Source organism: Blautia sp. ZXY-1-C6 (assembly GCF_056339875.1).
Window position 1 is genome coordinate 1 of sequence record NZ_JBWJVQ010000232.1, and the last position, 19,727, is coordinate 19,727.

At 43.5% G+C, this 19,727-nt stretch carries 18 protein-coding genes and 2 pseudogenes; 3 read left to right on the forward strand and 17 right to left on the reverse strand.

What is annotated here, in order from left to right; genetic code table 11:
- Positions 1–171 precede the first annotated feature (171 nt).
- On the forward strand, positions 172–582 hold the full coding sequence (gene tnpA, locus AC075J_RS14355; protein ID WP_025580237.1) for an IS200/IS605 family transposase: 411 nt from the start codon (positions 172–174) through the stop codon (positions 580–582).
- Between the two features lie 18 nt (positions 583–600).
- Positions 601–1,857: an RNA-guided endonuclease InsQ/TnpB family protein gene (locus AC075J_RS14360; protein WP_476390458.1), complete on the forward strand. Its 1,257-nt coding sequence runs from the start codon at positions 601–603 to the stop codon at positions 1,855–1,857.
- A 171-nt stretch (positions 1,858–2,028) separates the two neighbouring features.
- On the opposite strand, the gene AC075J_RS14365 is transcribed toward AC075J_RS14360, so the two are convergent.
- The 5 genes from AC075J_RS14365 to cysD form a co-directional block, all read right to left on the reverse strand.
- Positions 2,029–3,546: a 4Fe-4S dicluster domain-containing protein gene (locus tag AC075J_RS14365; protein WP_022380573.1), complete on the reverse strand. Its 1,518-nt coding sequence runs from the start codon at positions 3,544–3,546 to the stop codon at positions 2,029–2,031.
- 265 nt (positions 3,547–3,811) lie between these two features.
- Positions 3,812–4,594, reverse strand: a complete 783-nt coding sequence (locus tag AC075J_RS14370; RefSeq protein ID WP_055059736.1) for a hypothetical protein — start codon at positions 4,592–4,594, stop codon at positions 3,812–3,814.
- Positions 4,595–4,672: 78 nt separating this feature from the next.
- Entirely contained in the window at positions 4,673–4,927 is a 255-nt protein-coding gene (locus tag AC075J_RS14375) for a hypothetical protein (RefSeq protein WP_008705184.1), read from the reverse strand.
- Between the two features lie 669 nt (positions 4,928–5,596).
- Positions 5,597–7,237, reverse strand: coding sequence for a sulfate adenylyltransferase subunit 1 (locus AC075J_RS14380; protein WP_070102132.1), 1,641 nt, complete (start codon positions 7,235–7,237; stop codon positions 5,597–5,599).
- Between the two features lies 1 nt (position 7,238).
- On the reverse strand, positions 7,239–8,138 hold the full coding sequence (gene cysD, locus AC075J_RS14385) for a sulfate adenylyltransferase subunit CysD (protein ID WP_026649863.1): 900 nt from the start codon (positions 8,136–8,138) through the stop codon (positions 7,239–7,241).
- A 45-nt stretch (positions 8,139–8,183) separates the two neighbouring features.
- Between cysD and AC075J_RS14390 the strand changes: the two are divergent.
- Positions 8,184–8,276 (forward strand): annotated as a pseudogene (locus tag AC075J_RS14390) (DUF6783 domain-containing protein); the annotation flags it as partial.
- Here AC075J_RS14390 and AC075J_RS14395 read toward each other — a convergent pair.
- The 12 genes and pseudogenes from AC075J_RS14395 to AC075J_RS14450 form a co-directional block, all read right to left on the reverse strand.
- A pseudogene (locus AC075J_RS14395) lies at positions 8,244–8,330 on the reverse strand (DUF6783 domain-containing protein); the annotation flags it as partial. The pseudogenes AC075J_RS14390 and AC075J_RS14395 overlap by 33 nt on opposite strands.
- Before the next feature lie 57 nt (positions 8,331–8,387).
- Positions 8,388–8,702, reverse strand: a complete 315-nt coding sequence (locus AC075J_RS14400) for a 4Fe-4S dicluster domain-containing protein (RefSeq protein ID WP_008705189.1) — start codon at positions 8,700–8,702, stop codon at positions 8,388–8,390.
- The gene (locus AC075J_RS14405; protein WP_055200945.1) at positions 8,699–10,444 is read right to left on the reverse strand and encodes an adenylyl-sulfate reductase subunit alpha; all 1,746 of its coding nucleotides are present in this window, start codon (positions 10,442–10,444) and stop codon (positions 8,699–8,701) included. The genes AC075J_RS14400 and AC075J_RS14405 overlap by 4 nt, the downstream gene beginning before the upstream one ends.
- A 111-nt stretch (positions 10,445–10,555) precedes the next feature.
- Positions 10,556–11,614, reverse strand: coding sequence for a sulfate/molybdate ABC transporter ATP-binding protein (locus AC075J_RS14410; protein ID WP_055200943.1), 1,059 nt, complete (start codon positions 11,612–11,614; stop codon positions 10,556–10,558).
- Position 11,615: 1 nt separating this feature from the next.
- Entirely contained in the window at positions 11,616–12,440 is an 825-nt protein-coding gene (gene cysW, locus AC075J_RS14415; protein WP_055200941.1) for a sulfate ABC transporter permease subunit CysW, read from the reverse strand.
- Positions 12,440–13,276 carry a sulfate ABC transporter permease subunit CysT gene (cysT, locus tag AC075J_RS14420; protein WP_055200949.1) on the reverse strand — a complete coding sequence of 279 codons (837 nt, stop codon included), beginning with the start codon at positions 13,274–13,276 and terminating at the stop codon, positions 12,440–12,442. The genes cysW and cysT overlap by 1 nt, the downstream gene beginning before the upstream one ends.
- Before the next feature lie 70 nt (positions 13,277–13,346).
- Positions 13,347–14,345, reverse strand: coding sequence for a sulfate ABC transporter substrate-binding protein (locus AC075J_RS14425; protein WP_055200940.1), 999 nt, complete (start codon positions 14,343–14,345; stop codon positions 13,347–13,349).
- A gap of 353 nt (positions 14,346–14,698) precedes the next feature.
- Positions 14,699–15,187, reverse strand: a complete 489-nt coding sequence (locus AC075J_RS14430; protein WP_008705200.1) for a DUF2798 domain-containing protein — start codon at positions 15,185–15,187, stop codon at positions 14,699–14,701.
- 160 nt (positions 15,188–15,347) lie between these two features.
- Positions 15,348–16,064: a microcompartment protein PduB gene (gene pduB / locus AC075J_RS14435; RefSeq protein ID WP_055153329.1), complete on the reverse strand. Its 717-nt coding sequence runs from the start codon at positions 16,062–16,064 to the stop codon at positions 15,348–15,350.
- Positions 16,065–16,299: 235 nt separating this feature from the next.
- Positions 16,300–17,259 (reverse strand): ABC transporter permease, encoded by a 960-nt coding sequence (locus tag AC075J_RS14440; protein ID WP_055058631.1) that lies wholly within the window; start codon positions 17,257–17,259, stop codon positions 16,300–16,302.
- A 12-nt stretch (positions 17,260–17,271) separates the two neighbouring features.
- Positions 17,272–18,768, reverse strand: a complete 1,497-nt coding sequence (locus AC075J_RS14445) for a sugar ABC transporter ATP-binding protein (protein ID WP_055059728.1) — start codon at positions 18,766–18,768, stop codon at positions 17,272–17,274.
- 11 nt (positions 18,769–18,779) lie between these two features.
- On the reverse strand, positions 18,780–19,718 hold the full coding sequence (locus AC075J_RS14450; protein ID WP_055059727.1) for an ABC transporter permease: 939 nt from the start codon (positions 19,716–19,718) through the stop codon (positions 18,780–18,782).
- Between the last annotated feature and the right edge of the window lie 9 nt (positions 19,719–19,727).

Sequence of the window (19,727 nt, forward strand, 5' to 3'; positions counted from 1 at the left end):
GAAAGCGCAAACTGTGCATATCTGCACTCATAATAAATAAAAATAACAAAATGATTTTCATTCAATTTCTCCCTTCTCCTCCCTATAAAAAGCTGTATCCAGCATTATAAAAAAAGAAAATATGTTCGATATTTTATTGCGAAATTTTTGATATCATGGTATACTATATGCATGAAAGAAAATCTTATACATTACCGCACTTGTGTGTGTAATATTAATTACCATATGGTATGGTCAGTGAAATACCGGCGGAAGATATTAAATGCGGAGGTCGAGGCATATCTGCAGGAACTGGTGCAGGAGATCGCAGAAGATAAGGGCTTTACGATCCATCTGTTTGAATGTGGGGAAGGAGACCATGTACACTGTTTTGTGTCAGCCCCTCCGAAATTATCCATAACTGCGATCGTGAAATACCTGAAGGGGATCTCCGGCAGGAAGCTTTTCGAACGTTTTCCGGAAATAAGAAACCAGCTTTGGAAAGGGGAGCTGTGGAACCATTCCTATTATGTGGAAACGGTCGGATCTGTATCGGAAGAAAATATCCGCAGGTATATCGAACATCAGAGCAAAGCTTACTGATACGATGGAGGAGAGGAAATGCTGCTGTCAAAGAAAACATCCATAAAGGTCAGCCGGGAATATGCGAACCTCATCGGGCATATGTGCTATGCAGCATCCAAGCTCTGGAATGTCTGTAATTACGAGCGTCAGCATTACAAAGAAACAGGGATGGAGCAGTATCCTGACTGGTACTATCAGAAAAAAGCCCATAAAGAGGATCTGTGGTATAAACAGCTCCCGTCCCAGACTGCCCAGGAAGTCTGCAGGCTGCTGGACAAGGCATGGAAGTCTTTCTATGCCCTGAAAAGATCCGGGGGGATCGAGACTCCCAGACCGCCGCGGTTTAAGCAGGAAAGTATCCCCATTACCTATATGCAGATGGGGATCGTGCATGAGCGGGATACGGACAGAGTCCGCCTGTCCCTTCCAAAGACATTAAAAAAATATATGGAAGAAACATATCAGATCCATGAAAACTTTCTTTACCTTGAAAATAAGATTTTCAGGGGCATGGACCAGATCAAACAGCTGCGGATCTATCCGCCGGAGAAGGGAAGCTGTAAAATTATTGTTGTTTATGAGGTCCCTGACCAGGAAGAACTTCCACAGAACGGACATGAACTGTCTATTGATCTGGGGCTTCACAACCTTATGACGTGTTATGATTCTGAAAATGGGAAGACGTTTATCCTGGGCAGGAAGTACCTTGAATTGGAAAGATATTTCCATAAAAAGATTGCAAGGGTGCAGGCCCAGTGGTATGGGCAGCAGTCCGGAAAGGGAGTAAAGCATCCGGTCACATCAAAACATATCAGGAAGTTATATAAGAGAAAACAAGACTCAGTAACGGACTATCTGCACAAGATCACAAGATATCTTGCAGAATACTGCCGGGAACAGGAGATCACCTGTGTCGTTACAGGGGATATCCGGAACATCCGGAGAGAAAAAGACCTGGGACACAGGACAAACCAGAAGCTTCACAGCCTGCCGTATAACAGGATCTACATCATGCTGGAATATAAGCTGAAAAGATATGGGATCCGTTTTGTAAAACAGGAAGAAAGTTATACCAGCCAGTGCAGCCCACTGTCACCGGAAGTAGGGAAAAGATATGCAGAGCCGTCCAAACGGAAAGAGAGAGGGTTGTACAGAGATGGAAACAGAACCTATAACGCAGATGCCGTAGGCGCATATAATATCCTGAGAAAATATCACTCCGTATCCGGAGTAAAAAGAGAACTGTCCGTAACCGGACTGAAAACACCGGAAATAATAAAAGTAGCTGTATAACTCTAAAGAGCAAACAGTAGTGGTGTCATGGATGCACCCTGAAAAAAGGCGGTATCCCGCCTTAATTCAGATGCTCTGGTAACTCAGTTGCCGAGTAATTCACTCTGCTATATACTGATTGCATTCAAACACTTGCAATCCATATAGGATTTCACTGATTCAGTCAGAATCTCACTCCACATCAAATTTCTCCAGGCTTTCCAGTCTTGCTCTGTATTTGGAGTCATAGGCATCTGTAAACGAAGCCTCTTTCTTCATTTTTTCGAGAGCTGCTGCTGCTTTTTTAACTGTCTGGATAGTACCGGCACCTGCTACACAGCCGCCCGGACATGCCATTCCTTCCAAAAGATATCCATTATATTTACCAATCTTGGCCATCTGGAGCATCTTCTTACAGTTCTGCAGACCTTCTGCATTCATTACCTTTACTTCCCGATCAGGATCAATACGCTTCACCGCATGGACAACCGCTTCTGCCACACCACCGCTGACTGCGAAACCTCTTCCGTCAGCACTGGCATGAAACAGTGGTTCTCCTTCCGGAATATCTTTCCAGTCCACGCCTTTGGCATCAAACATTCCTGCTACTTCCTCGAAGGTCAGCACAAAATCCACATAGCTGCGGATACTCTTACGGCTGGCTTCCAGCTTCTTGGCTGCACAGGGACCTACGAAAACGATCTTACAATCTGGTTCCTTCTGCTTGATCAGCCTTGCAGTGAGAACCATAGGTGTCAGTGCCATAGAGATACATTTCGCCTGTTCCGGGAATAATTTCTTAGCCATCATAGACCAGGACGGACAACAGGATGTAGCCATGAAAGGAAGTTTCTCAGGAACTTCTTCCAAAAAGTCCTTTGCCTCCTCCACTGTGCACAGATCTGCACCGACGGCAACCTCTCTTACATCTGTAAAGCCAAGTGCCTGAAATGCTCCCCGTATCTTATTATTCTCCATACCCGGAAACTGGCCTGCAATGGCAGGCGCCACGATTGCATACACCGGTGTTTCACTTTTTAATGCCATAATAGTCTGGAAAATCTGTCCTTTGTCTACAATAGCACTGAACGGACAACTTACCAGACATTGTCCGCAGGATACACATTTATCCTGATCAATCTCTGCTCTTCCATATTCATCAGAGCCAATAGCATTCATACCACATGCCTTTGAACATGGACGTTCCTGTTTGATGATTGCATTATACGGACAGGCTTCCAGACACTTTCCGCATTTGATACAGGCATCTTCATCAATATGGGATCTGCCGCCTTCCATATGCACTGCTTTCTTTGGACAGACTTCCACACAGGGATGCTCCAGGCACCCCTGACAGCCCTCTGTGATCATTACCCTTTTTTCAGGGCAGGAATTACAGGCAAACTTGATCACATTGATAAGCGGCGGTTCATAATACTTTTCCTCAATAACGCTGGCCTCCACACCTTTGGAAATTGGCGCATGCTCTGTAACCTTTCTCAGTGACATCCCCATTGCAACGCGAAGTCTCTCACCAACTACCGCTCTTTCCAGAAAAATACTGTCACGATAAGTCGCAATTTCACCGGGTACGATCTTGTAGGGAAGCTCTTCCAGCATCTCCGGAGACTGGCCTTCATATGCCATCCTCGCAATTTCTGTAAAAATTTTGTGTCTGATTTCTGTTTTGGATGAATACAGTCCTCTCATTTTTTCCTCCTGATTTTCGATTCGGATAACTGTACGGCAATCCAATGCAGGGACACCGAACAATTTCCATTTATAATTTCATCACTGCTGCAATCAGCACACTCATTTTTCCTCCTGCTGAACTTTCAGCCACTTCACAGAGAAACGAAATTCCGCTCATTTCCGTTTCCTTATCTGCATATCATATCACCAAATGCTTCCAGGCTCAACACAACATCAGAATTTTCGCTGAATTGTCGCCCCCGAAGTTGCTGTTCATATGTTGTTATCCCCAGATTCCACTCATCTGTTCCTCCAGATGGTCCAAGATATAATTATAAATATCTACGGACACACTGTCCGGATAGTGGGTTCCGTCTACGGTGGAAAATCCCTCAGATACCAGATGGGAATATACGTCTATGTAGGTAACTCCACTCAGGCTTGCCTGCATTGCCGCGTTAAAACTTTCAATCTCCGCATTACTGCAATAGGGATCATTCTGCACCGGACCTACAGACACGAAATAAGTCTGCGCTCCTCTGTTCCCCCATTCAGCAGCTTTGGAATTAATATAACTGATGTAGTCATTGACATGATAAAGATCATTAACACCCATCAGGATAATAACCGCTGTATTGTCCTCAATCTGATCTTCTACCTGCGGCACTCCTGTAGATACCATCCAGTCATATCCCATAGAAGAAAGACAGGACCAAATGCTGTCATCGTTTACCGCATCCCTCAATCCCTCTGTTCTGGAATCTCCGATAAATACCAGTTTATCTGCGGAGATAGTGTCCGGATGGTCTGGCTTGCTTAAAGTTCCCTGGTCTGCCGGATTCTGTTTATCTGTCTCAGTTTCCTGCTCCGGTGTTGGAGTAGATGCAGGTATTGGTGTTGCTTCAGGCATTGGTGTTGCTTCAGGTTTTTGTGTCAGTGCCGATTTGGATTTCGGTGCCGGCGGACCTGCCACTTCTGCCCCATGGACATCTGAAAACATACAGACAGCTGCAATACATGCGGTTAATACGATTTGTCCGGTTCTATATTTTTTCGTAAATATCATTCCCTTCTGCAGTAATACTTACGTTACTTTTCACATATCTCAACTCCCTGGAGTGTGTTGCTGTGAACAGTAACATACTTACATCCCAGGCAGCATATCCGGCCATGAGAGGATTTCTCCGGAAATAATTTCCTCGTAATCTCCCTCAATATCCTGGCTTCTGCCTGCTTCGAACACGTTTGTCTCCGCTCCCCAGACACGATCTTCATATTCCCATATATGGAATCTCAGACCGCGAAACATAAAGTCGATGCTTCCGCATCCGTTTTCCTCTGTATATTCATAATGAATTTTCTTTGTTTTTAACGCTTCCTGTACTTTTTCCAAACGCATAAAATACCTCCTGATTATCTGTACAGTACCCTCTGTAATATAATACAGATAACTTTCACTGTAAAAAAATGTTCTCGTGTACACCCATCAAAAGTCAAACAGATATTCGCAATCCGCTTCGCTACACAGCTCTACATATGCTCTTAATCCTGACGCCATTATACAAAACAAATTATATCATACTCTGCTGCATAATATGTAATCTGAATGCCACTTCACAATTGCCGTTACTGTTCACTCCGTTCACAGTAACTTAGCCAAAATTCATTTCAGATTGCCTGTGTCAATGGAATTTTGGCTTGTATGTCTCGGGATTTTGGCATATTCATGCCAAAACACCTCGCGGGATAGTGGTGTGTGAACAGTAACCAATTGCCCATTCTACATTCTGATCGATATTCACTCATCTTTATTTCTGTCTTTTCTTCGTTGGTATCGCCAGGATGATGATCGTAGCAATTACAAACAAAGTTCCAAGCATCATCTCTTTTTTTGGTTTTGTTTACTTTCATTGTTCGTTTGCATATTTCTGTTATCTTTCCTGTCTGTATTATTATGGATTCTGAATATTTGAAAATAAGTATAATCCGCTGTAACGACACTTGTCAAGAAAACAAAATACCGCAGAGACTTTCTTTGTCTCTGCGGCGATTTATAGCCCTGTTATAATCAGATATAATTTCCATCATGTACACTCTGCACTGTAAATGCAGATTTCTTTTTCACGAAATCAATCGCATCTTTCACAGTGATTCCGTCAATCTGCCAGTTCGCATAGAAACCATCCAGAGTCTTTAATGTCTCGTCTTTTGCTGTATTTTCATCAAGAACAAGAAGTACGATCAGACCTGCTGCCTTAAGATGGCGGACAGTTTCTGCATAGTTTTCACTCGCTGCCGGATGATACAGATAGGTATGTTTTCCAAGTACAGTCAGTCCCTTTTCTACCTGTTCTGCAAAATCAAGAGTGATTCCTTCTTTACCGATCGGGAATTCCACTACTACCGGTGTCTGACCTTTCAGTCCTGCACGAACCTGCTCGTCCACTTTTCCGATCTGGGATCTATCCTGAGAAACAAAGGTTTTTCTCACAACACCGCAGGCAGAAGTCATATTTGTGACACGATCTATCAGAATCAGCTCACCCAGTGTTCTGTGCCTGTCAAATTCGTCTACAACGATCTTCTCCGAGAATTCCAGAGTACAGGAAGCAATCTCATTTTTCTTTAAGGTATATGCGCTTTTCTTTTCACCTGTATTAACATCCACAGAATAATTGATCTTTGTAACCAGGCCGGGGATCATCTTTGTACCGATTTTTACAAAGAAGTTTTTGCCATCCGTAAGAGCATTGTCATCCATCCAGAGGATATCTGCTTCCACAGAGTCTGTAAGAACTGCGCCGGAATCAATGGTAAGTACACATCCGCGGGAAACATCTACTTCTCTGTCAAGCTGGATGGTAACAGGCTGTCCCTGTACAGCTTCCTGAACTTCTTTATCGCCAACAAGAATACTCTTTACATGAGCTTCTTCTTTACTGGGAAGAGTAGTCACAAGGTCGCCTGCCCTGATGGCACCATTTTCAATCTGTCCCTGGAATCCGCGAAACTCATGATTTGGTCTGCAGACTCTCTGTACAGGCATATAGAAGCCCTTCTCTGTATCTTCCTTAATGTCTACGGTTTCCAGATGGGAAAGAAGCGCCTCACCTTTATACCATGGCATATTGTCAGATTTGGTTGTAACGTTATCACCTTCTGTGGCAGATACCGGAATAATAGTTACATTGGCAAGTTTCAGTTCTTCTATCAGTGCTGCGATCTGACTCTCAATGTCGCGGAAACGTTTTTCATCATATTCAATAAGATCCATTTTGTTTACTGCAAATACAAAGTAACGGATTCCCATCAATGCGCAGATTCTTGCATGACGTCTTGTCTGTACCAGTACTCCCTGTGAAGCATCCACCAGGATAACTGCCAGATCTGCAAAGGACGCACCCACTGCCATGTTTCTTGTATATTCTTCATGTCCGGGTGTATCTGCAACAATGAAGCTTCTGTTATCTGTTGTAAAATAACGGTATGCAACATCAATGGTGATTCCCTGCTCACGCTCTGCCATAAGACCGTCCAGAAGAAGCGAATAATCAATGGCACCGCCTCTGCTTCCTACTTTGGAATCCAGCTCCAGGGCTTTCTCCTGATCTGCATAGAGAAGCTTTGCATCATAAAGAATATGTCCGATCAGAGTGGATTTTCCATCATCCACACTTCCGCATGTAATAAATTTCAATAATCCTTTCATTCTAGAAATACCCCTCTCTCTTTCTTCTCTCCATGCTGCCTGCTGCCTCGTGGTCGATCACCCTGCTGGTACGTTCAGAAGAAACAGCACTTAACGTCTCATCAATAATCTCATCCAGAGTATCTGCTTCAGATTCAATACCTCCAGTAAGCGGATAGCATCCAAGAGTACGGAATCTGACTTTTTTGTTTTCAATCTTTTCACCCGGACGGAGTTTTAATCTGTCATCATCCACCATAATGATATTTCCGTCTCTGTAGATGACCGGTCTTTCTTTCGCAAAATATAACGGTACAATTTCGATATTTTCACGCTGAATGTACTGCCAGATATCCTTTTCTGTCCAGTTGGAAATTGGGAATACTCGCATACTCTCTCCCTTCTGGATCTTAGTGTTATAAAGCTTCCACATCTCCGGTCTCTGGTTTTTCGGATCCCATGCCTGAGCTGAATTACGGAAAGAAAAGATTCTCTCTTTTGCTCTGGATTTCTCCTCGTCACGGCGGCCGCCTCCAAATGCCGCTGTAAATCCATATTTGGTCAGAGCCTGTTTTAACGCCTGTGTTTTCATGATATCTGTATATGCAGAACCATTGTCAAATGGATTGATTCCTGCCTTTACACCCTCTTCATTGGTGTAAACCAGCATATCAATTCCGTTTTCCTTTGCGATTCTGTCGCGGAATTCAATCATCTCATGGAATTTCCATGTAGTATCAATGTGAAGGAACGGGAATGGCGGTTTCTCCGGGTAAAATGCCTTCATCGCCAGATGGAGCATAACGGAGCTGTCCTTTCCTATAGAATAGAGCATAACCGGCTTTTCACACTCGGCTGCTACTTCTCGCATAATATAAATCGCCTCTGCCTCAAGCGCATCAAGATGAGATAAGTTACTCATTGCATTATCCTCCTCTGTTTGTTTATACTCGGAATCTTTTCGTACTTGAGCAAATACACTAGAGCGTGTCTGAAAAATCATTCCCGCAATCTGCACGCCCCACTTTGCGGTATATTTTGTCCGAATTCGGTTGTCGTAGCCCGCTACGACGCCCTCATCCGAACAAAATCTCCCATAAATTGTGACGCACATCTTGCGTAAAGCATTTTTCAAACACACTCTAAAGACTCTGAGAGTACATACTTATGTTTAATATTTATTAGCGTCTTTCTTATTAACCTGAATAGTGATTTTAGTGCCATCCGGCTTCTCCACTGTCCATGTGGAAATATCCGGTTTCTCTGATACAACCATACTTGCACCTCTGCCTCCCACATCAGCTCCAAGGAAGAAGCGGATGGCATCATGCCTGCATTCCTTAATACAGGAAGTACATCCCCAGCAGTCTCTTACCTGACGGATAAAGGCTTTGTTCTCTTTATCCTTTTTGATCAGATTTCCGGGACAGGCTTCGATACATCTGCCGCATCCTGCACATTTACTTTTCTGAATCCGAATGCTCATCTCTCACCTGCTCCTTTCTCTGCTGTATTCAAACCTGTATTTTCCTTTGTGATCAGGTCACGATATAAGATCTTAATCTCGCCGTTTTCCATACGGGAGTTTACATATTTCATCCACTCTTCGCTCTGCTGCGGGTAGTCTGTATTCTCTCCGAAACTATGCCATCTGGTTTCCTTTCTGGCTGCCAGATGTGCGATCACTGCCTGGCACACGATCAGTCGTTCGCGAAGTTCATAAATCTGCATCAGTTCATAAGTATCTGTTGCTGCCAGAGTGTCAACTACTGGCAACAATGCTGCAATCTTTTCATCTGCCTTTGCAAGACTCATCCCGCTGTATCTGTAGTCTGTACCGATTCCTCCTGCGTACTGATCCATGATCTTCTGCATGGCTTCCTCAAGCTGCTCTGCATTCATCAAAGAACGGGAAGCATTCAAATGTGATTCGTATTCTGCCTTCTTAACTATTGCAGTTTGAGACAGCTCCTGTTCTCCGCCACGCTCTAAAGCCTCTTCCTTATTTTCCGCTGCGATCCGGTCATCATCTTTGCCATTCAGATATTCCAAAATCGCCTCTGCTGCAATCTCACCTTCTGCCAGTGCGCCGGTTACATATTTCTGCGGACATCCTCCTGCTACATCTCCGGCTGCATATAAACCTTCAATAGTTGTAGCTCTGTTATTATCTACCCAGTAACCGCTGGCTGTATGTCCGCCTACAATATATGGCTCTGTGCCCTCAATCTCTACATTCTCTTCGGATGGTCCTTTTCCGGCTTCCATCCATTTCAGAGTCTGGGACGGTGCCATATTCAGGTAAGCTTTGTAAAGGTCCTGCTCCTGTTCTTTGGAAATACCTTCCGTTCTGAGATAACATGGACCGTTTCCTTCTCTGTTCTCCATGACTGTACCGTAAACTCGCTGGGAAGTTGTCAGACCATATTTTGTTTCATAAATATCACCATGTGCATTGACCTGTCTGGCCCCAACACCCTGAGCAATAGTTCCTGTAGGAGCAATCGTGTCCTTACATCTCAATGCAATGAAACGCATCTCAAAGGTTGTCATCTCCGCACCGGAAAGAAGTCCCATTGCATATCCTGCACCTGTGTTAAACGGAGGATACCACATCTTATGTCTGGAAAATCCCGGATTATTCGGTCTGTAAAGTCCCGCTGCACCACCTGTGGCACAAAGAACTGCTTTCGCATCAATGTCATAGAAAATATCCTCATTAACGCTAAATCCAACTGCGCCTGTGACTTTTTTGTTTTCTGTTTTATAATCTGTAATATTTACATGATTGAGAACCGTAACATTCTCCTGTTCAGCTGCCGCCTTTGCAAGGATTGGCTTCATATTTTCGCCATTGATCTTGATGTTTCGATTTCCTCTGGCAACATATTTTCCGTTTTCGTCCTTCAGGATGACCAGCCCCAGATCTTCCATCACCTTTGTCACATGATTCAGTCTCTCTGACATGGTAAGAAGAAGGTCTTCTCTTACGATTCCATGGGCATCCTTTTTGGCATAATCCACATAATCCTGTGGCACTCTGCCTTCTGTAATATATGCATTCAATGCATTCACGCCCGCCGCCAGACATCCGCTTCGCTTAATATTCGCTTTCTCTGCGATCAGAACTTTTCTGCCGCTTTTTTTGCCGATCACATAGGCTGCAAAGCATCCTGCCGTACCGCCGCCGATGATCAGCACATCTGTCCTGATTCTCTCTGTTCTCATTCTCTCTTACCCTTTCCTCCATACCAGTGTGCCAACAAGTTGATTTCCCGATCAGTCTTGCGTCTGAATTTCTTATTTCTTCATTGTCGTCAGTCGCCGCAGCCACCGCTGTCAGATAATTACAAAGTCATCCCTTACAGCCTCATTTTCGATCAGCTGTACACTGTCGCCTCTCAGTGCAAAAATCCTGTAAAGGAATACATTCACAGTCTCACCTTCCCGGATATCTGCTTTCTCCAGGCTTCTTCTGGCAGTTACTACGGAATTGTTGACTCTCACCTGAAGTTCCAGATTATCTCCCCTGAAAGAAACCCGTTCAACCACTCCCCGGGATACGGAAGTTTTGAACTTCTCCACCTCATCCAGTTTGGAGATTTTTACAAATTCCGGGCGGACAATAATCTTGTCTGCTCCTTCTGCCTGAGCAAAGGTATGGAAATCATCCGCATTTTTCAACACAGATGGCTGTCCGAAGAAGGACGCTGTAAAAGCTGTCTCAGGATTTCTGTAAACCCCTATGGGAGTTCCTTTCTGTTCGATCCGTCCTGCATTAGTGATAATAATCTCATCTGCTACTTCAATGGCCTCATCCTGATCATGAGTAACGAAAATACTGGTAATTCCCAGCTTTCCGATCATCTCTTTTAACCAGCTTCGCAGTTCCTGACGGATTTTTGCATCAATGGCTGCAAAGGGCTCATCCAGAAGCAGCACCTGGGGATTTGGAGCAAGGGCTCTGGCAAATGCCACCCTTTGCCTCTGGCCGCCAGATAACTGGCTTGGATATCTTTTTTCCAGTCCTTCCAGCCCCACCAGTTTGATCAGCTCTCTGACTCTGGCATCAATTTTCTTCTTATCAGCCTTCTGAACCTTCAAACCAAATGCAACGTTGTCATAAACTGTCATATAGCGAAACAACGCATAATTCTGAAATACAAATCCAATCCCACGCTGACTGGACGGAACATCATTTACCACTTTTCCATCAATAATGACCTCTCCGCTGTCCGGGGTTTCCAGGCCTGCGATCATTCGAAGAATAGTTGTTTTTCCGCTTCCGCTTGGTCCCAGCAGACCAATCAGTTTACCTTTCTCAATTCCGAAATTCACATTCCTTGATGCCTGGTAAGAACCATATGTCTTATTGATATTTTTTAACTCTACATACATATCAGGCTTCCTTCTTTCCTTTATATTCAATCAGGCTTCTGACTACCAGAATGATAACCGCCATGATCACAAGCAGTGAAGATACGGCAAACGCCGGAACATACTGAAACTCATTAAACAAAATCTCTACATGAAGAGGAAGTGTATTGGTCTTTCCTCTTAAATGTCCGGAAAGTACAGATACCGCTCCAAACTCTCCCATTGCTCTTGCCGTACAGAGCACAACTCCGTACAGTAATGCCCATTTAATATGAGGGAATGTGATCTTCCAGAAAATGGTCCATCCACCTGCTCCCATCAGGGCTGCCGCTTCCTCCTCATCGCTTCCTTCTGCTTCCAGAACCGGAATCAGTTCTCTGGAAATAAAAGGAAAGGTTACAAATACAGTTGCAATAATGATTCCCGGTACAGAGAATACAACTTTAATCCCTAACTTCATGAGAAAAAAGTAAACAGGACTCTGTCGTCCGAAAATCAGAAGAAAGATCAGACCTGCAATAACAGGGGAAATAGTAACCGGAAGGCCGATCAGTGTGGTAAGAAGCTTTTTACCCCTGAACTGAAACTTCGTCAGTGCCCAGGCTGCAAAAACACCAAAAACAGTGTTAAAAACAACTGCAAAGAGTGTTGCCTTCACTGTAAGAAGAAGTGCTTTGATGGTGTACTCATCTGTCACTGCAGCTGCATAGACCTTCCATCCGCTCCGCAATGCTTCTGTGATCACAGTGATCAGAGGAAGAAGGAGCATGATTGCCAGAAACAGAACACTGATCACGACAAGCAGCCATTTTGTAATTTTCTCCGAAGTCTTTTCATTGTTGTCCATCAGGCATTTCCTCCTCTTAAAATTCTTGCATTTCTCTGCTGTATCATACTGTTAAGGAACAGAATAAAAAATGAAACTGCCAACATCACAAGTGCGATTGCCGTTGCACTTGAATAATCAAATTCCTGAAGCTTTGACATAATAACCAGCGGTGTGATTTCTGTATAATAGGGTTTATTTCCTGCGATAAATACAACACTTCCATATTCACCCAGACATCTTCCGAACGCAAGTCCGATCCCTGCAAAGATCGCAGGCTTCAGTTCCGGAAAAATGACCTTCCAGAAGATAGTTGTTTTCTTTGCTCCCAGCACTCCTGCTGCCTCGCTGTAAGAATTATCCATCTTTTCCAGAACCGACTGTACACTTCGCACAACGAACGGTATTCCTACAAATATCATAGCCACTGTAATACCTATTCTTGTGTATGCGATCTTGATACCGAATCCTGCAAAAAAGCTGCCGACAATTCCCGAATCTGAGGTCAGGGATGTCAGTGCAATACCTGCTACCGCTGTGGGAAGAGCAAAGGGAAGTTCGATCACCCCATCCATAAGTCTCTTGCCCGGAAAATCATATTTCACAAGCACCCACGCAAGAATAGTTCCCATAATTCCATTTATTACTGCTGCTGCAAAAGCACATACAAAACTGGTATAAAAGGATGCCAGCACTCTGGCCCTTGTGATGGTTTCGATAAAATCTTTAAAACTCAGCTTCGCTGTGTAGACCACCAGGCTTGCCAGGGGGATCAGAACTACCAGACTCAATATGGAAATGGTAATTCCCATGGAGAGCCCAAACCCTGGAATCACCGGTTTATTTCTTTTTTTCATAATCAATTACCACCTCTCCTGTCTCATATATTCTGTCTGTGCTTATGCTCTTGCTTCATCTTGTCTTCCTTTATCTCTCATAAATCTGATCGAAAATTCCGCCATCTGTGAAATGTTTCTCCTGCACTTTATCCCATCCGCCATAATCACTGATATTTGCCAGATTTATATTCAGATCAAACGTATCACTGTGCTTCTTCAGGATTTTCTCATTGGTGGGGCGGAAATAATTCTCTGCTGCGATCTCCTGTGCTTCGTCGGAATACAGATAATTCAAATACTCTGTTGCCACATCTCTTGTATCTCTGTAATCCACCACTTCATCTACCACCGCCACAGAAGGCTGTGCCAGAATACTTACGCTTGGAGTAACAATCTCATACTCATCCGGATAATCCCGCATGGATAGATAAGCTTCATTTTCCCACGCAACCAGCACATCTCCTTGTCCGTTCTCCACGAAAGAGGTCGTTGCACCTCTTGCGCCTGAGTCAAGAACCACCACATTCCGGTAAAGTTTCTTAATAAATTCCTTCATCTGCGCTTCATCGCCACCATACTTTTTATCTGCGTAAGCCCACGCTGCCATGTAGTTCCATCTGGCACCGCCGGAGGTTTTCGGATTTGGTGTTACTACTCCCACTCCTTTTTTCGTCAGATCGTCCCAGTCTTTGATATCCCTGGGATTTCCTTTCTTCACCAGAAATACGATAGTGGATGTATAAGGAGAACTGTCATTGTCAAATTTATCTTTCCATCCTGCCTTGATCAGCCCTGCATTTTCAATAGACTCAATATCATATTCCAGTGCCAGGGTTACCACATCTGCATCCAGACCATTGGCTACCTCCAGTGCCTGTTTCCCTGAACCGCCATGGGACTGTATCACTTCCACATCTTCCCCGGTCTTCTCCTTCCAGTGGTCTTCAAATATTTTATTATACTGTTCAAACATCTCTCTGGTAGGATCATAGGAAACGTTAGTGATAGACACCGTTTTTCCAAAAGTCTGTACCGGCATCAGTGCCAGTACAACTGCAAGACCAAAGGCAAATAATTTTCTGATCATGTTTTATCTCCTTTAAAGTACCAGTAGTTTTTTGCATTCTCTACTTTTCATAGTTATTCGATATGTTTTATATGATATTACAAGAAATGACAGAATTTGTCAATAGTGTATTAAAATAAGTACAATTTACGTTGTATAGATGTTACTGTTCACACATCACTATCCCGCGAGGTGTTTTGGCATGAATATGCCAAAATCCCGAGACATACAAGCCAAAATTCCATTGCCGCAGGCAATCTGGAATGAATTTTGGCTACGTTACTGAGAACGGAGTGAACAGTAACGTATAGATAAGAACACAAAAAAAGCAGCATCCTGAAATACAGAATGCTGCAGTCAAAATTACATATTTTTTATTCGGCAGAAGCTGCTGCCTTTTCTTTCTCCGGGAAAAGCTTTCCGAAAATAAATCTTACGAATGGTCCGGCATAAAAGATCTGCCAGAAGAATGCCATCGGAAAGTTCATTGCTGTTGTCTGGAGCCATGTGGGAATGATCTGACTTGCCGGTGCATGTTTGATCAGCACAGTTGCCGCAAAGCTCATACATGGACACATAAATGCAACGGATACTGCTGAGATTGCAAGTACAAGGTGGAACGGATTATCTCTTCTCATATCCACAATACCAAATGCAATCTTCTTTGCAAGACCACCGATGATAAAGAAATCAAGAATAAATGCAATCGGTCCCATGAATGTTAATTCATGAAAAGCTAACAGAAATGTCTCATTTGTCATTGTCCCTGTATTCAGTACAATGTTGTAGCAGATCATGGCATAAACCATTACAAACACCATGATAATTGTAAAAATAACTTCCTGAAACTTGTTTTTAGGCATAAAAAATCCTCCTTAGATAGTATGAATAACATCAATTAGAGATTTGTGTTGTTCATAACCATCCAGGAGGATGTACCGTTTCCAATAATACCAAATATCTGTTTCTTAAATTTACCGTTGATTATTATATGGATTCCGGATGCAAAAGTCAAGATTTTTTTTATAAATATGGTACCCCCGGGGTCTCCGGATAGCTGCCCATTGCGATCAGAAGTTCCAGACCGATCTGTCTTGCATTCAGTACCGCTGTTTTCGCAGCACTGGCATCACCTGCAACTGCCAGAATCACTTCATTGGAATGACTGGTTCCCTTATCAGGTGTCATATATTTTGCAATAGAAAGAGAGGCAGACTTCATCGCTGTATCTGCCATTACCAGTCCGATTGCAGCAGGAGAGCCAGCCATAAATCCGAATGCTTCTCCCATTGGTACTCCGAAAGCCTTATTCAGTACCTGTCCTGCACTGGCTGAATAGGCAAACTCCAGATGACCACTTTCACTGATATATACCTCTCCTGCATTTTTATTGGTAAGCTCCAGTGCCATAGATATGGCATGGCGCACATCTGAGACATCAGTTCCTCCAAGAACAATATAATTACCGTGACCGCCCCAGCCCTTTGTATCCCTTGGCAGTTCTATGGAAAGAACCTCTGTGTTGGTTGCTTTTACTGCATCATCAAGAGCAGTCAGCTGCCCTGCTGCCCCTGTACGGGAACTGAATAATCCCAGACAATGATACTTCGTTCCTATGTTCATCTCCTTGAGCAAAGTATCATCAATTCCGGAAATCACAAGTCCTATCGTATCCAGCACTGCTTTACCTACAAATTCACTGCGCGTACAGTGTGTGCTGATATTTTTTATATCTATCATTTGTTACGCCCTCCTGTATATATTACCCCATAATACCAGATTTTATATGTTTAGCTTATCATGCCCTGACAGGATAGGCAACAGAAATATACTATGGTGATCAATGTGACGAGAACACAAAAACGACAAAAATCCCCAACTCCCGCAGACCAATTCTGCGGGAGCCGGGGATTTTATGTAGGTATGAACATAATACACGAATACGCCAGTTATATAATCGATATTATACAATTAATTACTTCACGATCATACCAGTCTTCCTGTCACTGAAGATTGCTACCTCGATCAGGAAGATGATACCAAGGATCAGCTGCTGTAACTGTGTCGGCATCATCAGCATTACCAGACCACTGGAAAGTACTTTGTATGTCATAACACCAAGAATGATGTTATAGAATCTTACTTTAGCACCGCCGTTTACAGGCATTCCGCCAAGTACCAGAGCGATCATGATCTGTGTTTCCAGCTGGTTACCTGCTGTAGATGTAACGGAACCTACTTTGATAGCATTTACAAATGCTGCAAGTCCTGTGATACATCCTGCTGCCACGAATACAAGGATCTTTGTAGTCTCTACACGGATACCTGCGAATCTTGCTGCTGTTTCACCTGCACCGATTGCTTTCAGTCTGGAGCCCAGACCTGTGTAAGTAAATACAAGATATGCCACTACGAAGATGATCACTGTGAAAGTAAGCATAAATGGCAGTGTGTTGTATTTGGAAATATCACTTACTGCGTAAACAGGTGAGTTAGTTGTTGCATATGCACAAACTCCACGGAACAGATACATGGTACAGATTGTAACAATGAAGCTTGTGATTTTTCTCTTAACATTGAAGTAACCATTGATCAAACCGATGAGACCACCTGTTACCACACCACCGAGTGCTGCCAGAACCATATTGTAGTGGGAAAGGTAGCATACTACGATGGAAGCAACACCAAGCATGGAGCCCTGGGAGAAATCCAGACCACCCATTGTCATGACCATGAACACGCCGATGGATGAGATCAGCAGCATGTATGACTGGCTCAGAAGCAGTGATATATTTTTCGGCTGAAACAGTCTGCCGTCTGTGAGGATTGCAAATAATACACAGATGATCACGAATCCTGCAATAGGAAGGATCGTACGCACAATGGGACGTTCCAGAAATGGTACTTGCTCAGTTGATTTTTTTGTTGTACTCATTTTTTTACCCCCTTAAATCATATTGTCAATCAGATCTGTGTCTTTCAGATCCGGAGAGCGAAGGAATTCACCATTGATCTTACCGTCCTTCATGATCAGGATACGGTCTGCCATACCCAGAAGCTCCATGATTTCCTCAGAGATCATAATAATGGATTTTCCTCTTTTTCTCATATCGTCCATCATGGCGTAGATATCAGCTTTAACTTTGACATCAATACCACGTGTAGGGGAGTCAAGGATGATCAGGTCGGAGTCCTTACCAACCCAGCGTGCAAGAACGACTTTCTGTTTGTTACCGCCGGAAAGAGCGGATACAAACTGGTCAACGCCTGTCATTTTTGTACTCATCTGTTTTGCAAATTTATTGGCAAATTCATTCATTGTCTTTGCACGAAGGAATCCATGAGTCTTCAGATCCTCCAGAGATGGAAGACAGATGTTATCGCCAATTGTATCATTGATGACCAGAGATTCATTGTCTCTGTCTTTGGAAGCATAGGCAATACTGTGTTTGATGGCATCCGGAATGGAATTGATCGGTGTGCCGTCTCCCAGAGTTACACTTCCCTGGCGGAAATAGGAAGCTCCGAAGAGTGCCTTTCCAACCTCATGCATACCGCATTCGGAAAGTCCTCCGATACCAAGGATCTCACCTTTGTGAAGATCAAGGTTCAGGTTCTCGATCTGCCCTTTTACTGTCACGTTCTTTGCAGAAAGAACAACTTCGTCAGATACTTTTTCACCGTAGTCTGTACGATAGTAGCTGTCACCGATCTCACGGCCTACCATTAAGGCTTTCAGTCTGTCAGGTGTAGCTTCTTCCTTTGTGATGGAACCGATCTTCACACCATCTCGAAGTACACTGATATTATCAGACTGCTCGATAACCTCCTCAAGGTCATGGGAAATAAAGATTACGCAGTTTCCTGTGTCACGAACCTTGTGCATTACCTTGAAAAGCTCTTCACGGCCTTTCTGTCCAAGTGCTGTTGTTGTCTCGTCTACAACCAGAACCTTCGGATTAAAGTAGGTAGATTTTACGATCTCTACCAGCTTACGATCCTCGAAGTTGTAATCATCGATCACCTTAGTTGCATCAATATAGTTGAATCCGTAACTGTCCAGATATTCCTGGGCTTTCTTGTTCATTGCTGCGGTATTTTTGATACCACATTTAGTAAACTGATCCTCGTTTCCAAGGAAAATATTCTCTGCTACAGTCAGTCCGGAAAGTGTTCCGATCTCCTGTACGATAATGGCTACACCCTGATGGTTGGCTTCAACCTGGTTGGTTGCGGTGATCTCTTTTCCTTCAAGGATAAACTTGCCGGAATCTTTCTGGTAAATACCTGTCAGGCAGGATGTTAATGTAGATTTACCGGAACCGTTTTCACCGATCAGTGCGTGGATCTCACCTTTATTAAAGGTAAAGGAAACGTTGTCCAGGGCGTGTGTGATGCCAAAATGTTTATCAATATTTTCTGCTCTTAATAATATTTCACCCATAATCGTTCTCCTTATTTTACTACAAGACCTTTAACCGGTTTAGTTGTCAGTGCAACGATAACCAGCAGAGCAACACCTGTTACTACGTTCTGGATCGTAGTCGGAGCTCCCAGTGCAACGAAACCGTTGAACATAAGCTGAATGATCATTTCACCGATTACAATAGCGATAACCGGATGGCCATATTTCTTAAATGCCAGTCCAAAGAATGTTCCCATCAGAGGAGTAAAGTTACGGCTCATAGAGGAAAGGTTGGAAGCTGATGTCATGGAAGTACCAAAACTGATTGTCAGGATTGCCTGAAGTCCGAAGAAAAATCCTGCAAGAGTAAATGCTACGATCTTATATTTCGGAACATTTACACCCATGTTCTTGGCTACAACTTCGTTACTTCCGATGGCGTAAGTATAAGTACCGATTTTTGTATATTTCAAAATGAATGCGCAAAGCAGATATGCGATCAGTGCCAGGATCAGGTTGACCGGATAATCACCAAATGCTCTGTAGTCTGCTGAAAGTATTACGTTCTTTCCGTTTGTGGCGTATACACTGAACGCCTCGTATATCAGGGACAGGGCACATGTAACGATCAGGGAAGAGATATGTAATTTAATATAAACAATACCATTGATGAGACCAATGATCGTACCACAGATCAGCGGTGCAATGATAAGACCGGCATAACCGAATTTCTCACTTGCATTGCAGGCGATAATGGATGAAAGTACGATATTGGCACCAACGCTCATATCGAAAGGTCCCATTACGCAGATAAAGTAGAGGCCACATCCGCCAACTGCGTAAATTAATGCTGATTTCATGTAAGTGGCCAGTTTCTCCGGGGAACCGAAAGTAGTCGGTGCAAGTACTTTAAATACTGCCCAGAAAACTACAAGCATAAGAACCAGAAGGCCGATTCCATAATACTGGCTTTGTTTGAGTTTTTTCATAACCATTCT